Source organism: Streptomyces malachitofuscus (assembly GCF_055571035.1).
Genome location: NZ_JBVIGA010000025.1, coordinates 137,265 through 155,824, shown reverse-complemented (window position 1 = coordinate 155,824; position 18,560 = coordinate 137,265). Strand labels below are relative to the sequence as shown.

At 71.2% G+C, this 18,560-nt stretch carries 16 protein-coding genes; 9 read left to right on the top strand and 7 right to left on the bottom strand.

Annotated elements, in window-relative coordinates; genetic code table 11:
* Nucleotides 1-216: 216 nt before the first annotated feature.
* Nucleotides 217-1,989 (bottom strand): acetyl/propionyl/methylcrotonyl-CoA carboxylase subunit alpha, encoded by a 1,773-nt coding sequence (locus ACZ44S_RS30895; RefSeq protein ID WP_466934695.1) that lies wholly within the window; start codon nt 1,987-1,989, stop codon nt 217-219.
* A 364-nt stretch (nt 1,990-2,353) separates the two neighbouring features.
* On the opposite strand from ACZ44S_RS30895, the gene ACZ44S_RS30890 reads away from it, so the two are divergent.
* The gene (locus ACZ44S_RS30890) at nt 2,354-2,854 is read left to right on the top strand and encodes a hypothetical protein (protein WP_466934693.1); all 501 of its coding nucleotides are present in this window, start codon (nt 2,354-2,356) and stop codon (nt 2,852-2,854) included.
* Here the strand turns inward: ACZ44S_RS30890 and ACZ44S_RS30885 are convergent.
* The 4 genes from ACZ44S_RS30885 to ACZ44S_RS30870 all read right to left on the bottom strand — a co-directional run bounded on the left by ACZ44S_RS30885 (nt 2,823) and on the right by ACZ44S_RS30870 (nt 5,578).
* Nucleotides 2,823-3,443 carry a Maf family protein gene (locus tag ACZ44S_RS30885; RefSeq protein WP_466934690.1) on the bottom strand — a complete coding sequence of 207 codons (621 nt, stop codon included), beginning with the start codon at nt 3,441-3,443 and terminating at the stop codon, nt 2,823-2,825. The genes ACZ44S_RS30890 and ACZ44S_RS30885 overlap by 32 nt on opposite strands.
* Before the next feature lie 31 nt (nt 3,444-3,474).
* Complete coding sequence (gene mmpB, locus ACZ44S_RS30880; protein WP_106979509.1) at nt 3,475-3,603, bottom strand: morphogenic membrane protein MmpB; 129 nt, start codon at nt 3,601-3,603, stop codon at nt 3,475-3,477.
* Nucleotides 3,604-3,731: 128 nt separating this feature from the next.
* Nucleotides 3,732-3,941: an acyl-CoA carboxylase epsilon subunit gene (locus ACZ44S_RS30875; protein ID WP_190161294.1), complete on the bottom strand. Its 210-nt coding sequence runs from the start codon at nt 3,939-3,941 to the stop codon at nt 3,732-3,734.
* Nucleotides 3,942-3,988: 47 nt separating this feature from the next.
* A complete protein-coding gene (locus tag ACZ44S_RS30870; RefSeq protein ID WP_466934686.1) occupies nt 3,989-5,578 on the bottom strand; it encodes an acyl-CoA carboxylase subunit beta in 1,590 nt (529 codons plus the stop codon).
* Between the two features lie 110 nt (nt 5,579-5,688).
* On the opposite strand from ACZ44S_RS30870, the gene ACZ44S_RS30865 reads away from it, so the two are divergent.
* Nucleotides 5,689-6,576 carry a biotin--[acetyl-CoA-carboxylase] ligase gene (locus tag ACZ44S_RS30865; RefSeq protein WP_466934683.1) on the top strand — a complete coding sequence of 296 codons (888 nt, stop codon included), beginning with the start codon at nt 5,689-5,691 and terminating at the stop codon, nt 6,574-6,576.
* A gap of 438 nt (nt 6,577-7,014) precedes the next feature.
* On the top strand, nt 7,015-8,133 hold the full coding sequence (locus tag ACZ44S_RS30860; protein ID WP_466934681.1) for an adenylate/guanylate cyclase domain-containing protein: 1,119 nt from the start codon (nt 7,015-7,017) through the stop codon (nt 8,131-8,133).
* Here the strand turns inward: ACZ44S_RS30860 and ACZ44S_RS30855 are convergent.
* Nucleotides 8,130-8,729, bottom strand: a complete 600-nt coding sequence (locus ACZ44S_RS30855; protein ID WP_466934678.1) for a hypothetical protein — start codon at nt 8,727-8,729, stop codon at nt 8,130-8,132. The genes ACZ44S_RS30860 and ACZ44S_RS30855 overlap by 4 nt on opposite strands.
* Nucleotides 8,730-8,940: 211 nt before the next feature.
* Here ACZ44S_RS30855 and ACZ44S_RS30850 point away from each other — a divergent pair, with 211 nt between their 5' ends.
* The 3 genes from ACZ44S_RS30850 to hutH all read left to right on the top strand — a co-directional run bounded on the left by ACZ44S_RS30850 (nt 8,941) and on the right by hutH (nt 12,570).
* Nucleotides 8,941-9,741 carry an enoyl-CoA hydratase/isomerase family protein gene (locus tag ACZ44S_RS30850; RefSeq protein WP_466934676.1) on the top strand — a complete coding sequence of 267 codons (801 nt, stop codon included), beginning with the start codon at nt 8,941-8,943 and terminating at the stop codon, nt 9,739-9,741.
* Nucleotides 9,742-9,794: 53 nt separating this feature from the next.
* Entirely contained in the window at nt 9,795-10,943 is a 1,149-nt protein-coding gene (locus ACZ44S_RS30845) for a GGDEF domain-containing protein (protein ID WP_466934674.1), read from the top strand.
* 88 nt (nt 10,944-11,031) lie between these two features.
* On the top strand, nt 11,032-12,570 hold the full coding sequence (hutH, locus tag ACZ44S_RS30840; protein ID WP_466934722.1) for a histidine ammonia-lyase: 1,539 nt from the start codon (nt 11,032-11,034) through the stop codon (nt 12,568-12,570).
* Between the two features lie 41 nt (nt 12,571-12,611).
* On the opposite strand, the gene ACZ44S_RS30835 is transcribed toward hutH, so the two are convergent.
* Nucleotides 12,612-12,938, bottom strand: coding sequence for an LPXTG cell wall anchor domain-containing protein (locus ACZ44S_RS30835; RefSeq protein WP_190161301.1), 327 nt, complete (start codon nt 12,936-12,938; stop codon nt 12,612-12,614).
* Between the two features lie 109 nt (nt 12,939-13,047).
* Here ACZ44S_RS30835 and ACZ44S_RS30830 point away from each other — a divergent pair, with 109 nt between their 5' ends.
* From ACZ44S_RS30830 to ACZ44S_RS30820, 3 genes are all read left to right on the top strand, one after another.
* On the top strand, nt 13,048-13,419 hold the full coding sequence (locus ACZ44S_RS30830; RefSeq protein ID WP_466934671.1) for a hypothetical protein: 372 nt from the start codon (nt 13,048-13,050) through the stop codon (nt 13,417-13,419).
* Nucleotides 13,420-13,655: 236 nt separating this feature from the next.
* Nucleotides 13,656-14,906, top strand: a complete 1,251-nt coding sequence (locus ACZ44S_RS30825; RefSeq protein WP_466934668.1) for a L,D-transpeptidase — start codon at nt 13,656-13,658, stop codon at nt 14,904-14,906.
* 380 nt (nt 14,907-15,286) lie between these two features.
* The gene (locus ACZ44S_RS30820; protein WP_466934719.1) at nt 15,287-18,541 is read left to right on the top strand and encodes a S8 family peptidase; all 3,255 of its coding nucleotides are present in this window, start codon (nt 15,287-15,289) and stop codon (nt 18,539-18,541) included.
* Nucleotides 18,542-18,560: the final 19 nt, after the last annotated feature.

The following is an 18,560-nucleotide window of genomic DNA, read 5'->3' as shown; positions in this document are numbered from 1 at the left end:
CTGGCGCGTCCGCACCCCGCACCCCACCAACAAGCCCCATCGCGCCAGTCCGAGGACGGACACCCCCGCCCCGGCCCCGCACCACCCACCCACCGTGGGCGCTACGCGCACCCCCCACCGGAGGGACAGTGGCGCCGCAGGCATACGACCACCGGCCCGCAGCCGCCGCCCGGCCGGATCCGCACAGGACCCGGCCGGGCGGCGGCGGGCAGAACGTCAGTCCTTGATCTCGCAGATCGCCGCGCCGGACGTGACCGACGCCCCCACCTCCGCGCTCAGCCCCTTGATCGTGCCCGCCCGGTGCGCATTGATGGGCTGCTCCATCTTCATGGCCTCCAGGACGACGACCAGGTCGCCCTCCTTGACCTCCTGCCCCTCCTCCACGGCGATCTTCACGATCGTGCCCTGCATCGGAGAGGCCAGCGTGTCGCCCGAAGCCACCGGCCCGGACTTCTTCGCCGCCCGCCGCTTCGGCTTGGCGCCCGCCGCCAGCCCCGTACGGGCCAGGGACATCCCCAGCGACGCCGGCAGCGAGACCTCCAGCCGCTTGCCGCCGACCTCGACGACCACCGTCTCGCGGCCCGCGTCCTCCTCGGCATCCACGTCCACCGCGGCGGCGAACGGCTTGATGTCGTTGACGAACTCCGTCTCGATCCACCGGGTGTGCACCGTGAACGGATCCGCCGAACCGGTGAGTTCCGGAGCGAACGCCGGGTCCTTCACCACCGCACGGTGGAACGGGATCGCCGTGGCCATGCCCTCGACCCGGAACTCCTCCAGCGCCCGAGCGGCCCGCTCCAGCGCCTCCTTCCGCGTACGGCCGGTGACGATCAGCTTCGCCAGCAGCGAGTCCCACGCCGGCCCGATGACCGACCCGGACTCGACGCCCGCGTCCAGCCGCACACCGGGCCCCGACGGCGGGGCGAACGTCGTGACCGTACCCGGCGCCGGCAGGAAGTTGCGCCCCGGGTCCTCGCCGTTGATGCGGAACTCGAACGAGTGGCCCCGCAGCTCGGGGTCGTCGTACCCCAACTCCTCACCGTCCGCGATGCGGAACATCTCCCGCACGAGGTCGATCCCCGCGACCTCCTCGGTCACCGGGTGCTCCACCTGAAGACGCGTGTTCACCTCGAGGAACGAGATCGTCCCGTCGAGCCCCACGAGGAACTCCACGGTGCCCGCACCGACGTAACCGGCCTCCTTCAGGATGGCCTTGGACGCCGAGTACAGCTGGGCGACCTGCGCGTCGGACAGGAACGGAGCCGGAGCCTCCTCGACCAGCTTCTGGTGCCGCCGCTGCAGCGAGCAGTCACGCGTGGACACGACGACCACGTTGCCGTGACGGTCCGCCAGGCACTGCGTCTCCACGTGCCGCGGCTTGTCGAGGTAGCGCTCGACGAAGCACTCGCCCCGCCCGAACGCGGCAACGGCCTCGCGCACGGCGGATTCGTACAGCTCCGGCACTTCCTCCAGCGTCCGGGCGACCTTCAGACCACGCCCGCCGCCACCGAACGCGGCCTTGATGGCGATCGGCAGCCCGTGCTGCTCGGCGAAGGCGACGACTTCCTCCGCGCCGCTCACCGGATCGGGCGTACCCGCCACCAGCGGAGCACCCGCGCGCTGGGCGATGTGCCGGGCGGCGACCTTGTCGCCCAGATCGCGGATCGCCTGCGGCGGCGGGCCGATCCAGATCAGACCCGCGTCCAGCACCGCCTGCGCGAACTCGGCGTTCTCGGAGAGGAAGCCATAGCCCGGGTGAACGGCGTCCGCACCCGACTCACGCGCGGCCTTCAGCACCTTGTCCATGTCGAGGTAACTGGTGGCCGGAGTGTCACCGCCCAGGGCGAACGCCTCATCCGCGGCGCGGACATGCAGAGCGTCCCGGTCCGGGTCGGCGTAGACGGCAACGCTCGCGATTCCGGCATCCCGGCAGGCCCGGGCAACGCGGACAGCGATTTCGCCACGGTTGGCGATGAGCACCTTGCGCACGATTGAGGCTCCCTCCTTGAAACAAGCCGAGTTTAGGGACTGCCGACACGGCACTTCGACCCATCCCCTGTGGTGAGCTTGCCCACACGGAGCGTGATGCGAGGCTCGCTCGACCCGCGAAATCCCTTGTCGCACCTCGGTACGCAGGACTCCTCCCGGAAACCCTAGCCGTCCTGTGTGGTCAAGGTCTCTGTAAGAGCGTGCTGCGGCCCACTCCGTTTCTTTGTGGAGTCCCTACGAATGGCCCAATGATTCTTTGCCCTCCGGAGAACCCTTGTACCAAGCTTTACCCGTTAGTAGCCTTCGCGTCGGCCCGAACATACTCGGGGTAACCACAGTCGTGCTCGAAAGTGGGTGGGGGCCGGTGCTGCGCAGACCGGTGGCGTGGGTCGTGGCGCTCGTGCTGTTCGCCGAGGCGCTCGGCATCGCGGCGGTGAACTGGTTCCTGGGCGTCGTCGTCGACCGGCAGGACATGTCGCTGGCGGGCCTCGACCCGCACATGATGTCGGTGTCCTCGAAGGCCGGCGGAGTCGTCTTCGGACTCTACTTCGCGCTGTGCGGCCTGGTGGCCCTGCTGGTCGCGCTGCGCGACCGGGCGCCGGCCGGTTTCGGCCGGATGCTGCTGATCAGCGCCGCGGTGGTGCACGGGCTGCTGGGCGCGTTCGCGTGGGGGCTGATCGGCTGGACCGCGTTCCTGTACATGGTGGTCGTACTCGGCCTCGTCGTGTTGCTCCTGATGACGAACGACGGCCGCCCGGACGAACCCGCCGGCACCGCATCGGAAGGCGGCGCCGGCGGTCCCGTCGGTACCGAGGGCACCGACGGCTCTCCGGTCACTCCTCCGGCGGCGCCCACAGCTCCGTGATGCCGACGCCCAGTTCGGCCAGCAGACGGCGGACGAGGGGCAGGCTGATGCCGATCACATTGCCGTGGTCGCCGTCGATGCCGTCGATGAAGGGCGCCGAGCGGCCGTCCAGCGTGAACGCCCCGGCGACGTGGAGCGGTTCGCCGGAGCGCACGTAGGCGGCGATCTCCTCGTCGCTGGGGTCACCGAAGCGGACGACGGTGGAGGCGGTGGCGGAGCTGTAGCGGCCGCTGAGGGTGTCGTAGACGCAGTGGCCGGTCTGGAGCGTGCCCGCGCGGCCGCGCATGGCCTTCCAGCGGGCGGTGGCCTCCTCGGGGTCCGCGGGCTTGCCGAGAGCCTGGCCGTCCAGCTCGAGGACCGAGTCGCAGCCGATGACGAGCGCACCCTTGACCTCGGGCTTCGCGGCGACGACGGACGCCTTGGCCTCGGCCAGGGCGAGGGCCAGTTCGGCGGGGGTGGGGGCGGTGACGGCGTCCTCGTCGACCCCGCTGACGACCACCTCGGGGGCCAGTCCGGCCTGGCGGAGCAGTCCGAGCCGGGCGGGGGACTGGGAGGCGAGCACGAGACGGCGGCGCGGGTGATCTGTCATGCGGTCAGCGTATCGACGCCGCCCGGATGCCTCACCTCACGCCGATCACGAGCATGGCGAGCACCATGGCCAGAGCCATCAGAACGCCCAGCCGCCGCAGCATGTCCTGCGTGTCACGCAGTTCCTTGGGCGGCTCGTTCTCGGGGTCGGACCACAGCATGCCACCAGCGTCGCGTCGAGCCGGCGGAAGGCGCCTGAGTACGCGTACTCAACTTGGCCGCGGGAGGAGGCGGGGCGTGGAAGCGGTGGGTGCGACGGGCCGTACCCCACGGGTACGGCCCGTCGTCGTCACGCGCCAGGCCAGTACGTACGCGACCACGACGCCGGCCCCGGCTGGGGCAGCGGGTGGGCGGCGATGCGGGACGGGTCGGACCAGGAGTCACGGGGTGCGGGCGCGCCGGACGGCACGGCGGACGCCGCCGCGGCGCGGGCCCGGACCACCGCCAGTGCGGCGGCCAGCTCCTCCGGGGTCGGGTTGCCCCGTACGACCTTGATCACAACGGCTCCTTACAGGTCTCTACAGGGGGATGTTCAGGTCTCTGGCTCTACAGGGGGATGTTGCCGTGCTTCTTCGGGGGCAGGCTCTCGCGCTTGGTGCGCAGCTGGCGCAGCCCGCGGACGATGTGACGGCGGGTGTCGGACGGCATGATCACCGCGTCGACGTAACCGCGCTCGGCCGCCACGTAGGGGTTGAGGAGGGCGTCCTCGTACTCCTGCATCAGCTGGGCGCGGGCCTCGTCCGGATCCCCCGACTCGGCGATGGTGCGCCGGTGCAGGATGTTGACGGCGCCCTGCGCGCCCATCACCGCGATCTGGGCGGTCGGCCAGGCCAGGTTGAGGTCGGCGCCCAGGTGCTTGGAGCCCATGACGTCGTACGCGCCACCGAACGCCTTGCGGGTGATCACGGTGATCAGCGGGACCGTGGCCTCGGCGTAGGCGAAGATCAGCTTGGCGCCGCGGCGGATGATGCCGTCGTGCTCCTGGTCCACACCCGGCAGGAAGCCCGGGACGTCGACGAACGTGATGACCGGGACGTTGAAGGCGTCGCAGGTCCGCACGAAGCGGGCCGCCTTCTCGGACGCGGTGATGTCCAGACAGCCGGCGAACTGCATCGGCTGGTTGGCGACGATGCCGACGGGGCGGCCCTCGACGCGGCCGTAGCCCGTGAGGATGTTGGGCGCGAAGAGGGGTTGGGTCTCGAAGAACTCGCCGTCGTCCAGGACGTGCTCGATGACGGCGTGCATGTCGTAGGGCTGGTTCGCCGAGTCCGGGACGATCGTGTCGAGCTCCCGGTCCTCGTCGGTGACCGTCAGGTCCGCCTCCTCCGGGAAGGCCGGGGGGTCGGAGAGATTGTTGGACGGCAGGTAGGAGAGGAGCTGCTTGACGTACTCGATCGCGTCCTTCTCGTCGCCTGCCATGTGGTGGGCCACGCCGGAGGTGGCGTTGTGGGTGCGGGCGCCGCCGAGTTCCTCGAAGCCGACGTCCTCGCCGGTGACCGTCTTGATGACGTCCGGGCCGGTGATGAACATGTGGCTGGTCTGGTCGACCATGATCGTGAAGTCGGTGATCGCGGGGGAGTAGACGGCACCGCCCGCGCACGGGCCGACGACCAGGCTGATCTGCGGGATCACTCCGGAGGCGTGGGTGTTGCGGCGGAAGATCTCGCCGTACGCGCCGAGGGAGGCCACGCCCTCCTGGATACGGGCACCGCCGGAGTCGTTGATGCCGATGACCGGGCAGCCGGTCTTCAGCGCGAAGTCCATGACCTTGACGATCTTCTGGCCGTAGACCTCGCCGAGGGCTCCGCCGAAGACGGTGAAATCCTGGGAGAAGACGGCGACCGGGCGGCCGTCGACGGTGCCGTAGCCCGTGACGACGCCGTCGCCGTAGGGGCGGTTGGCGTCGAGGCCGAAGTTGGTGGAGCGGTGCCGGGCGAACTCGTCCAGTTCGACGAAGGAACCCTCGTCGAGCAGGAGGTCGATCCGCTCACGAGCCGTCAGCTTGCCCTTGGCGTGCTGCTTCTCGACGGCGCGTGCGGAGCCGGCGTGCGTCGCCTCTTCGATACGACGCTGAAGATCCGCGAGCTTGCCCGCGGTCGTGTGAATGTCAGGCTGCTGCTCTTCCGGCTCGGACATCGGGATGCGGCTCCCTGCCTGCTCAAAAGGGGGGACGGTTACTCATCCGTAGCGTAGTGGGGGGCCTTCCGTTCGGCAGTGCGGTGTTTCCCACACCTAGTGTGGGTTGCATGACGCCCCGAGATGACTCTGAATCCTCCCGATCCGCCCGTAGCCGGTGGTCCGATCTGGACCGGCCTCCGCTGAATGCCTCCGTGTTGCGTCGAGGGCTGGTGCGGGAGGGGGCTCTGTGGCGGGAGGTGGAGGTGGTGCAGCGCACCGGGTCCACGAACTCCGATCTGGTGGACCGGGCCGCCGGGGGGCCGGTGCAGGAGGGGGTCGTTCTCGTCGCCGAGGAGCAGACCGCCGCGCGGGGGCGCCTCGACCGTCGGTGGACGGCGCCGGCTCGCTCGGGGCTGTTCTTCTCCGTGCTGTTGCGTCCTGCCGAGGTGCCGGTGGCGCGGTGGGGCTGGCTGCCGTTGCTGACCGGGGTCGCGGTGGCGACCGGGCTGTCGCGGGCGGCGGGGGTCGATACGGCGTTGAAGTGGCCCAACGACCTGCTGGTCACCGTCGGGGGAGAGGAGCGGAAGGCCGGTGGGATCCTTGCGGAACGCGCCGGGGACGACGGAGTGGTGATCGGTGTCGGGATCAACGTCAGCCTGCGGGCCGATGAGCTGCCCGTGCCCACTGCGGGGTCGTTGGCGTTGGCGGGGGCGGTGAGCACGGACCGGGATCCGCTGCTGCGGGCGATGCTGCGGTCGCTGGAGGAGTGGTACGGCCGGTGGCGGGCCGCGGGCGGGGACGCGGGGGAGTGCGGCTTGCAGGAGGCGTATGCGGCGGGGTGCGCGACGCTCGGGCGGGTGGTGCGGGCGGAGCTGCCGGGGGACCGGGCCGTGGTGGGGGAGGCCGTGGCGGTGGACGGCGACGGGCGGCTGGTTCTGGCCACGGAGTCGGGCGTGCAGGAGCCGGTGGGGGCGGGCGACATCGTCCACCTGCGGCCCGCTACGGGCAGGGGTTGACGCCTGCGGCGCCACTCTCCCTCCGGTGGGGGTGCGCGTAGCGCCCACGGTGGGTGGGTGGGTGGGTGGGTGGTGCGGGGGCGGGGTGGGGGTGTCCGTCCTCGGACTGGCGCGACTGAGCTTGTTGGTGGGGGTGAAGGGTGCGGACGCGCCAGCCACTGCGGGCGGACACCCCCACCCCGCCCCCTCCCCGCCGTAGGCGGCATACCCGCGGGCAGTCGTGCCGCAGGGCGATGGGGGTCCCCCCGCTCGAGCGCAGCCGAGAGTGGGGGAGGCACCCCGCAAGTGCCGGGTTGCGCAACCCACACCGGGCACCCGCAGACGAACGGACCGCCAACGCACCCCCGGCTCAACCTGACGGAGTGAGCTGGCGCACACCTGCCGTAGAGTTGAGCCCGGTCGATCCATGGCCGTGGCAGATCGGAAGGGCAGCAACGCGTGACCGTCGACGACTCGGGTTCCGGAACGGACGCGCAGGGCGCCGGCGAGGATCCGCTTGCTCTGCGCCTCGAACAGCTCATTCTGGGCGCCGAGCGCCGTTACACACCGTTTCAGGCCGCCCGCAGCGCCGGCGTCACCATGGAGCTGGCCACCCGCTTCTGGCGGGCCATGGGCTTCGCCGACGTCGGCCAGGCCAAGGCTCTGACGGAGGCGGACGTTCTCGCGCTGCGCCGCCTCGCCGGTCTGGTGGAGGCGGGGCTGCTCAGCGAGGCCATGGCGGTGCAGGTGGCGCGGTCCACCGGGCAGACCACCGCACGGCTGGCCGAATGGCAGATCGATTCCTTCCTGGAAGGGCTGACCGAGCCGCCCGAACCGGGCATGACCCGCACCGAGGTCACGTACCCGATCGTCGAACTGCTCCTGCCCGAGCTGGAGGAGTTCCTGGTGTACGTCTGGCGGCGGCAGCTCGCCGCCTCCGCCGGCCGGGTCGTGCAGGGGGCCGACGACGAGGAGATGGTCGACCGGCGGCTGGCCGTCGCCTTCGCGGACCTCGTGGGGTTCACGCGGCTGACCCGGCGGATGGAGGAGGAGGAGCTCGGCGAGCTCGTCGAGGCCTTCGAGACCACCGCGGCCGACCTGGTCGCGGCGCGTGGCGGGCGGCTCATCAAGACGCTGGGCGACGAGGTGCTCTACGCGGCGGACGACGCCGGTACCGCCGCGGAGATCGCGATGCGCCTGATCGAGACCATGGCGAACGACGAGACCATGCCCGAGCTGCGGGTCGGCATGGCGTTCGGCACGGTGACCACCCGCATGGGTGATGTGTTCGGTACGACCGTGAATCTGGCGTCCCGGCTCACCTCCATAGCGCCCCGCGACGCCGTGCTCGTCGACACCGCGTTCGCCGAGGAGCTGATCCGTACCGGTGACGCGCCCGCCTCCGAGGCGGCGGCGGCCGAGGCGGTGGCCGCGGCGGAGAAGGAGGGCGAGGAGCCGCCGGCGTACCGGTTCGCGCTCCAACCGATGTGGCAGCGGCCGGTGCGTGGGCTCGGTGTGGTGGAGCCCTGGCTGCTCACCCGCCGGAACGGGGCCGCTCCTTCCGCTTCGTCTGCCTAGGCGGAGTCCGCGGCCCCCACGCACAGGCCGATGATCGGTACGCACAGACCCGGGTCCGGCTCGGGTTCGGGCTCGGGCGTCGGAGTCGGTCCGTTCGGGCGGTCCGGGGCCGGTTCCCTGTGGTCGGGCGGCGGAGGGCCGGGGGTGCGGGGGGTGTCCGGCGGAGTGCTCGCCGAGCGCGGGGGCGGGGTGTTCCTCGGTGCGGTCGGCGCCTTCGGGGTGGTGGTTGTGGGGCTCGGGGGCGTGGACTGTGGTTCCGGTGCGGTGAGGGGGGCCTTGTGCTTGCCGCCCAGGGCCTCGGGCGAGGACGGGCTCGCCTCGGGGGGCGGTGCGGTCGCCCGGCCGCTCGCAGGGGGTGACGCCGTGGTGGGTGTGCTCGATTCCGGGTGGGGGGTGGGGCGCGGGCCCGCCTCCACGCCGATGTCCGTCCCGCCGTCGGGTGCCGAGGTCAGGCGGATCAGGGTCACGGCGCCCGCGGCCAGGGCCAGGCCGCCCGCGGCCAGCAGTACCTTGCGGGGGCGGGGCTTGCGGTGACGGCCCCGGATACGGGGAAAGCGGCCGGGCTGCTCGGCCGTGTGCGGTGTCTTCGGTGTCATCGCTCTTCCTCCCCTGCCGCGCGCCCCCGACGCGCCGCGGTGTGCGCACGCTATGCGCTCCCGTGGGGCGGAGGGGCGGAGTCGGCCGCATGTCACTCGAACGGGTGGGCGGGGGGTGACGAGGGAACCGGGCGTGCGCCCTTTTCCGTGCGGGCGTCGGCTGCGATGATCGGGAGCGAGCGAAGTTAACCCGCGTTAACCGGAGGGTGTCATGAGTGAGGAACGGTTCGGGGAGTTCGTGCTGGTGCGCCGGCACGAGCAGGGACATGTCGCGGAGCTCGTCCTCGACCGCCCCAAGGCCATGAACGCCGTGTCGACCGAGATGGCCCGGTCCGTCGCCTGGGCCTGCGCGGCACTGGCGGCGGACCGTGATGTGCGGGCGGTGGTGCTGACGTCGTCGCACGAGCGGGCGTTCTGCGTGGGTGCGGATCTCAAGGAGCGCAATTCCTTCAGCGACGCCGATCTGGTGCGTCAGCGGCCCGTCGCACGCGGGGCGTACACCGGGGTGCTGGAGCTGCCGGTGCCGACGGTGGCGGCCGTGCACGGGTTCGCGCTGGGGGGCGGGTTCGAGCTGGCCCTGTCGTGCGATGTGATCGTCGCGGACCGGACGGCGGTCATGGGGCTGCCCGAGGTGTCCGTCGGGGTGATTCCGGGCGGGGGCGGTACGCAGCTGCTGCCCCGGCGGGTGGGTGCGGCCCGTGCCGCCGAGCTGATCTTCACCGCGCGCCGGGTGGAGGCCGGTGAGGCCCGGGAGCTGGGGCTGATCGACGAGCTGGTGGAGGAGGGACGGGACCGGGAGGAGGCCCTGGCCATGGCTGCCCGGATCGCCGCGAACTCGCCGGTGGGGCTGCGGGCGGCCAAGCGGGCGCTGCGGCTGGGGCACGGGCTGGATCTGTCCGCCGGGCTCGAGGTCGAGGATGCCGCCTGGCGGTCGGTGGCGTTCTCGGGCGACCGGGCGGAGGGGGTGGCCGCCTTCAACGAGAAGCGCACGCCGCAGTGGCCCGGAGAGTGATCCCTCGCTTCCTCGATGTCCTGATTGGTCTCGAACATCCCTAATCTGGGGGGATGGGTGAGGAGAGCCGGCTGGCGGCCGTGGTGACGCTGGCCCAGGGCATGGCCGCCGCGCACAGTGCGCGGGAGTCCTGGCGGGCCGCGGCCGGCGGTGCCTGCCGGGCACTGGGCGGGAGTTTCGCCGCGTTGTCGGTGTGGGAGCGCGAGCTGGGGCGGCTGCGGGTGCTGGTGAACGTCGGGGAGCTGGCCGAGGGGGAGGAGGAGTTCCCGGAGGACGAGTCCTACCCGGTGCACCAGTTCGCCGAGATCACCGAGTTCCTGCATGAGCGGTGGGCGGGGGGCGGTGAGCCCGACGCGTGGGTGGAGACCGCCGAGGGGGCCTCGGCGGGGCGGCCCGGGTACTGCCACCAGCGGGTCGCGGCCCTCCGGCGGCGGGGGCGCGGGTGCTGTGTGGTGGCGCCGATCGTGCTGCACGGGCGGGCGTGGGGTGAGCTGTATGTGGCCCGGGCGGTCGGTGTGCCCGTCTTCGGGCGGGCGGACGCCGATTTCGCGACGGTGCTGGCCGCCGTGGTGGCCGCCGGGATCGCGCAGACGGAGCGGCTGGAGGAGGTCCGGCGGCTGGCCTTCACCGACTCGCTGACCGGGCTCGCCAACCGGCGCGCCGTGGACGCCCGGCTCGACGAGGCCGTGGAGCGGCACCGGCGGGACGGCGCCGTCGTCAGCCTGGTCGTGTGCGACCTGAACGGGCTGAAGCGGGTCAACGACACGCTGGGACATGCCGTGGGGGACCGGCTGCTGGAGCGGTTCGGGATGGTGCTGTCGCTGTGCGGGGCCATGCTGCCCGGGGCGCTGGCGGCGCGGCTCGGCGGGGACGAGTTCTGTCTGCTGGCGGTGGGGCCGCCGGCCGACGAGGTCGTCAAGACGGCTGACGAGGTGTGCCGGCGTGCCGTGGAGCTGGGCATCGGGGACGGTGTGGCCTGCGGGGTGGCGTCCACCGAGGACCCGATCGGGCCGGTGCACTCCGCCCGCCGGCTGTTCCGGCTGGCCGACGCGGCGCAGTACCGGGCCAAGGCGGAGCGGGCCGTCCATCCGGTGGTGGCGGGGCGGGAGGGGCCCGACGATCCCGTCGTACGGCTCGCGGACGAGCCGTCGCGGGCGTCGGACGGGGAGCGGCGCCGGTTCCGGGGGCGGCATTCGCCGTAGGGCGCGGGTGTGACGTATCGGTAAGGGGTGCGGGGTGCCTCCAGGGGTGACATCGCTGAATTCACTGCGTACGCTCCTGAATATGGATATGCACACTGTGGTGGTGGGGACAGCGGGCGTGACCGCGTCCGACGTGCTCGCCGTGGCGCGCGGGGGTGCCCGCGTCGAACTGTCCGCGGAGGCGGTGGCCGCCCTCACCGCGTCCCGCGAGATCGTGGACGCCCTGGCCGCCAAGCCGGATCCCGTCTACGGGGTGAGCACCGGCTTCGGCGCCCTGGCGACCCGGCACATCAGCCCCGAGCTGCGCGCTCAGCTGCAGCGCAACATCGTCCGTTCGCACGCCGCCGGCATGGGGCCCCGCGTGGAGCGGGAGGTCGTCCGCGCCCTGATGTTCCTCCGGCTGAAGACCGTCTGCTCCGGCCGTACCGGAGTCCGGCCCGAGGTCGCGCAGACGATGGCCGACGTGCTCAACGCCGGGATCACCCCGGTCGTCCACGAGTACGGCTCCCTGGGCTGCTCCGGCGACCTGGCCCCGCTCTCCCACTGCGCCCTCACCCTGATGGGCGAAGGGGACGCCGAGGGCCCCGACGGGACCGTACGGCCGGCCGGCGACCTGCTCGCCGAACACGGCATCCGCCCCGTCGAACTGCGCGAGAAGGAAGGTCTCGCCCTCCTCAACGGCACCGACGGCATGCTCGGCATGCTGGTCATGGCCCTCGCCGACCTGGACCTCCTCTACAAGTCCGCCGATGTCACGGCCGCCCTCAGCCTGGAGGCCCTCCTCGGCACCGACAAGGTGCTCGCTCCCGAGCTGCACGCCATCCGTCCGCACCCGGGTCAGGCCGCGAGCGCCGCCAACATGCTCGCCGTACTGAAGGACTCGGGGCTGACGGGGCATCACCAGGACGACGCCCCCCGGGTCCAGGACGCCTACTCCGTGCGCTGCGCCCCGCAGGTCGCCGGTGCCGGACGCGACACCCTGGCCCACGCACGGCTGGTCGCCGAGCGTGAACTCGCCTCCGCCGTCGACAATCCCGTCGTACTGCCCGACGGGCGGGTGGAGTCCAACGGCAACTTCCACGGGGCGCCCGTCGCCTACGTGCTGGACTTCCTCGCCATCGCCGTCGCCGACCTCGCCTCCATCGCCGAGCGCCGCACCGACCGGCTGCTGGACAAGAACCGCAGCCACGGACTGCCGCCGTTCCTCGCCGACGACGCCGGTGTCGACTCCGGACTGATGATCGCCCAGTACACCCAGGCCGCCCTGGTCAGCGAGTTGAAGCGGCTCGCCGTACCGGCGTCGGCGGACTCGATCCCGTCCTCGGCGATGCAGGAGGACCACGTCTCGATGGGCTGGTCGGCCGCACGCAAACTGCGTACCGCCGTCGACAACCTCACCCGGGTCGTCGCCGTGGAGCTGTACGCGGCCGCGCGGGCCGTCGAACTGCGCGAAGGGCTGACGCCGGCGCCGGCCACGCGAGCCGTCATCGAGGCCGTCCGGGAGGCGGGGGTCGGCGGCCCCGGACCGGACCGCTATCTGGCGCCCGACCTCGAAGCGGCCGGCGCGTTCGTGCGTGACGGGCGGCTGGTCGCCGCCGTGGAGACGGTCACCGGGCCGCTGCGCTGACCCGGCCGGGCCCCGCGGGACGTGCCGTCGCGGGGCCCCGGTCAGAAGTCCAGCCGTTCCCGGCGTACCGAGTAGACGACGAAGCCGGCGCCGAGGGCGAGCGAGGCCGTGCCGCCGATGATGTACGGGGTGCTGTCGAAGCTGCCGGTGTCCGCGAGACGGACCTCCTGGCCGGTGCCCTCCAGGGACGCCGACGTGGTGCCGGACACGACTCTCGCCTGCTCGGTGACCTGGGGAGAGGGGCTCGCCGAAGGCGCGTCCCCCGCCGGGGTGTCCGACGACGCGTTCGCGGACGGGACGAACCACAGGGCGCACAGCAGCGTGCCCGCGGCGGTGGCGGTCAGCAACGGACGGAGCGCGGATGACACGGAATATCGATCCCCTTGTGGCGCTGGCGAATTGGCCGTGTGGGCCGATGTTAGTGAAAGTCGCGGGTCACAGGAAAGTCACGGGAGCCCTTGGTCGTACGCTCCAGGGATGAGCACTCCAGAGACATCACGGTTTGTACGGCTTCGTGCCGAGCTCGTCCTCGAAATCGACGACGAGGACGCGGTGACCAAGGCCGCGCTGCGCAGGATCAGGGACGAGGAAGGTGTGCCGGACGGGGAACGGGTACACGCCGAAAGTGTGGTGACGGAGGACACCGCGGAGGCCCTCGCGTATCTGGTCGATCCGTTCAGCCTGGTCGGCGAGGTGCCGGGGGTCGAACTCCTGCAGGCCTCCTGGAGCAGCGAGCGGATCGACTACGACCCGGACTCGCCGGAGTGGGACCTCGACGGGGAAGATGACGGGGAGTTCGACGAGGAGTCCTACGACGACGACGGGGACGGGGCGGGCCGGGCGGGTTGAGGCGGCTTGGGGAAATCGTGACCCCGGTCGGCAACCGCCGCCGGGGGTGCGACGTCTCACAGGGGGCACGGACCGGCGTCCTCACCGTCCGCCCCGAGGACGTGGTGAGCCCCACACCCCCGGGCCATGGGGAACCGGATCACCCGGTCGTAGCGTTGAAGGTTGTGGACGAGGTCCCTCGGCTTCGCGCCGGGGACTCGTGGGGTTGGGATTCGGCAACGATGGAGAAGCGTGTGATGACGGACGGTAAGCGGCGCAGGAGTCTGGCGGCCGCGTCCGCTCTGCTCGGCGGAGTGCTGGTGCTCTCGGCGTGTTCCGGCGGTGACGACAGCGCCTCCGGCGGCGACGGCAAGGACACCTCGCAGGCCCAGGTGGACGAGGCGGCGGCCAAGAAGTCCTCCGAGGCGCAGATCAAGATCACGCCGAAGGACGGTTCCAAGAACGCCTCCATCAACAACTCCGCCGCCGTCACGGTGAGCAAAGGCACCCTCACCGAGGTGAAGATGACCACCTCCGAGGGCACCGCCGTCGACGGTGAGATATCCGCGGACAAGAAGAGCTGGAAGCCCAGCGCCCAGCTCGAGCGCGCCACCACCTACAAGGTGACGGCCACCGCCGAGGACTCCGAGGGCCTCGCCGCCCATGAGAACGCGTCGTTCACCACGGTCTCCCAGGCCAACAGCTTCATCGGCAACTTCACCCCGGACAACGGCACCACGGTCGGCGTCGGCATGCCCGTGTCGATCAACTTCGACAAGGCGATCACCAACAAGGCCGCGGTCCAGAAGGGCGTCACCGTCTCCACCACCAGTGGCCAGGAGGTCGCCTGCCACTGGTTCAACGCCAACCGGATGGACTGCCGGCCCGACGAGTACTGGCAGGAGGGCTCCACCGTCACGCTGAAGCTGGCGCTCGACGGTGTCGAGGGCGCCGAGGGCGTCTACGGTGTCCAGCAGAAGACGGTCACCTTCAAGATCGGCCGCAACCAGGTCTCCTACGTCGACGCCAAGACCAAGCAGATGAAGGTCACGCAGGACGGCAAGACCGTCCGCACCATCCCGATCTCCGCCGGCGCGCCCGAGAACAAGACGTACGAGGGCCAGATGGTGATCTCCGAGAAGTTCAAGGAGACCCGGATGAACGGCGCGACGGTCGGCTTCACCGACGACGACGGCAAGGGCGAGTACGACATCAAGGACGTGCCGCACGCCATGCGTCTGAGCACCTCCGGCACCTTCATCCACGGCAACTACTGGGGCGCCAAGTCCATCTTCGGCAGCGTCAACACCAGCCACGGCTGCGTCGGCCTGGCCGACGCCAAGGGCGCCGGCGACCCGAACACGCCCGGTTCCTGGTTCTACGACAACTCGATCGTGGGTGACGTGGTCGTCGTCCAGAACACCGGTGACAAGACCATCGCCCCGGACAACGGTCTCAACGGCTGGAACATGAGCTGGGAGCAGTGGAAGGCGGGCTCGGCCGTCTGACGCCGCCCTCCGGACACGGAGCACCCCACCCACCCGGCCGATGCCCTCGTCCCCTCCTCCGGGAGCGGACGGGGGCATCGGCCGTTTCGCACCCGTGGCGCTCCCCACTGCCAACCACGCGGTTGTGTAACGGAGTTCCGGCGTCGGCGTTACAGTCACCCGGCGACTTCGGCCCTCGGCCCGGCAGTGGTTGAGGGCACTTGATCACCCCCGGCATACTGCGTGATCCGGGGGGTGCGCGCAGGCGTACGAGACCACCCCTGGACGGGTGACTGCTCTTCACCCGGCGACTCCGCATAGGGGGAACCTTGCGCAGACAAGTGAAGAGGGCGTGCGCGGCCACGGTCGCCACGGCGACGGCCGTGGCGCTCGCGGCGGGCATGGCCGGCCCCGCGTCGGCGAACGGGGAGCGCGCGGCGGCCGGTTCGGCGCCCGCGGCCTCCGCGGCGAAGGCCACGCACCGGATCACGCTGATCACGGGTGACCGGGTGGCGGTGGACGCCAAGGGCCGTGTCGTCGGGCTGGAGCGGGCCGTAGGCCGGGAGCACATACCCGTCCAGGTCCGCAGGACCGGCGGCCACACGCTGGTGATACCCGTGGACGCCGCCCGGCTGATCGCGAGCGGCAGACTGGACCAGCGGCTCTTCGACATCACCGAGTTGAACAGGTCCGCGACCCGCGGCTCCCAGAAGCGGGGCCTGAAGGTCATCGTCGGCTACAAGGGCGGCGCGCAGACCGCCAAGGCCGACGTCCGTGAGGCGGGCACGGTCCGCCGGGCGCTGAAGTCCCTGAACGCGGACGCGGTGCAGACCCCGCACGAGGACGCCTCCGAACTGTGGGACGCCGTCACCAACGGCGACCGGACCGCCTCCGGTGTCGCCCACGTCTGGCTGGACGGGGTCCGCAAGGCCTCCCTCGACACCTCGGTGGCGCAGATCGGCACGCCCAAGGCCTGGGCGGCCGGCTACGACGGCAAGGGCGTCAGGATCGCCGTACTGGACACCGGCGTCGACGCCACCCACCCGGACCTCAAGGGCCAGGTGACCGCCTCCAAGAACTTCACCAGCGCGCCCACCGTCGGCGACAAGGTCGGCCACGGCACCCATGTCGCGTCCATCGCGGCCGGTACGGGCGCCAAGTCCAAGGGCAGGTTCAAGGGCGTCGCGCCCGGTGCCACGGTCCTCAACGGCAAGGTCCTCGACGACACCGGCTTCGGTGACGACTCCGGCATCCTCGCCGGGATGGAGTGGGCGGCCGCACAGGGCGCCGACGTCGTCAACATGAGCCTCGGCGGCATGGACACGGCCGAGGTCGACCCGCTGGAGGCGGCGGTCAACAAGCTCTCCGCGGAGAAGGGCGTCCTGTTCGCCGTCGCGGCCGGCAACGAGGGTCCGCAGTCGATCGGTTCGCCCGGCAGCGCGGACGCCGCCCTCACCGTCGGCGCCGTCGACGGCAAGGACCGGCTCGCCGACTTCTCCTCCACCGGTCCCCGCGTCGGCGACGGCGCCGTCAAGCCGGACGTCACCGCTCCCGGCGTCGACATCACGGCCGCCTCGGCGAAGGGCAACGACATCGCCAAGGAGGTCGGCGAGAAGCCGGCCGGGTATATGACCATCTCTGGTACGTCGATGGCGACCCCGCATGTCGCGGGCGCCGCGGCGCTCCTGAAGCAGCAGCACCCGACGTGGTCCTCCGTGGAGCTGAAGGGCGCGCTCACCGCGTCCGCCAAGGGCGGCGCGTACACGCCGTTCGAACAGGGTTCGGGCCGGGTCCAGGTCGACGTGGCCGTCAAGCAGACCGTGATCGCCGAACCGGTGTCGCTGAGCTTCGGTGTCCAGCAGTGGCCGCACACCGACGACAAGCCGGTCACCGAGCAGATCACCTACCGCAACCTCGGCAGCAAGGACGTCACGCTCAAGCTGACGTCGACGGCCACCAACCCCAAGGGCAAGGCCGCCCCGGCCGGCTTCTTCGAGCTGGGCGCCACCACCGTCACGGTCCCCGCGGGCGGCAAGGCCTCCGTGGACCTGACCGTCGACACCCGGCTCGGCGGCACGGTCGACGGTGCCTACTCGGCGTACGTGGTCGCGACGGGCGGCGGGCAGACCGTGCGCACGGCGGCCGCGGTGCAGCGCGAGGTCCAGTCGTACGACGTGACGCTGAAGTTCCTCGACCGTGCCGGCAAGCCGGCCACCAACTACGTCGCCGGTCTGGTCGGCCTCTCCGGTCTGGGCGCCGACCAGTGGTACCAGCCCTACGACGCCGACGGCACCGTCACGCTCCGCGTGCCCAAGGGCGGCTACGTCCTGGACACCGGGATCTTCGTCTCCGCGGACCCGGAGAAGTACGAGGGCGCCGACTGGCTGGCCCAGCCGAAGCTGGACGTCGGCAGGAACACCACGGTCACCCTGGACGCCCGCAAGGCCGAGCCGGTGAACATCACCGTGGCGGACAGGAAGGCCAAGCCCGAATTCGCCTCGGCCGACTACACCGTCGAGACCAGGGACAGCAGCCACTCCTTCGGCTGGTGGCTGGACTCGTACGACAACTTCCGCTCCGCCCACCTCGGTCCGCAGCTCGGCGGCTCGCTGTACCAGCAGTGGGACGCCCACTTCAGCAAGGGCGCCAAGGAGCAGTACGACACCGTCGTCGGCGCCAAGGTGAAGAGGCTCGCCACCGGCTACACCCGGCACTACAAGGCGGGCGACTTCGCCACGGTGAAGGTGGGCATGGGCGCGGCGGCGAGCGGCAAGAAGGGCGTCGTCAACGCCTATGGCTCGCTGCCCGGAAGCAGCGGCGCCTCCTCGTTCGGCCACGCGCAGAGCCTGCCCGGCAGCCGCACCCTGCACCTGTCCGCGGTGGGCGGGGCCCGGTGGGACCTCGACTTCGAGCAGCAGAGCGGTGTCGACGAGGACGGCTGGCCCATTTCCGACGCCGGGTACGTCATCGCCGCCGGGAAGAGCCTGAAGGCCGGCAGGACGTACCGGGAGACCGTGAACACGGCCGTCTTCGGGCCGCGTCTCACCTCCGACTACGGCATCTTCCGGGACGGCAACACCATCTCCGGAACGGTTCCGCTGTTCGCCGACGGCAAGGGCCACTCCGGTTCCTCGGTGTACACCTCGGCCACCACCAGCCTCTACCGCAACGGCAAGAAGGTCGGCTCCAACGACGACCCGCTGTTCGGTGAGGGGGAGTTCAAGGTTCCGTCGGGTGACGCCGCGTACCGGCTGACCACCTCGGTCAAGCGGAGCGCCAAGGTGGCCGCCGCGTCCACGCGGATCGACGCGAGCTGGACGTTCCGTTCCAGGAAGACGGCCGGCTCCCAGCAGCTGCCCGCCTCCACGGTCCGCTTCCTCGCGGCCACGGGCCTGGACAGCAAGGTGCCGGCCGGTAAGAAGGTCACCGTTCCGGTCTCCGTGGAGGGTGCCGCCAAGGGCAGGAACCTGAAGTCCCTGTCGGTGTACGTGTCGTACGACTACGGCAAGACCTGGAAGAAGACCACGGTCAAGAAGGGCAGGATCACCTTCAAGAACCCCGCCAAGGGGAAGGCCGTCTCCTTCCATGCCAAGGTCGCCGACAGGAAGGGCAACAAGTCGACGATCTCGCTCTACAACGCCTACTACGGCAAGTAGACCACCCCGGAATCCAGGG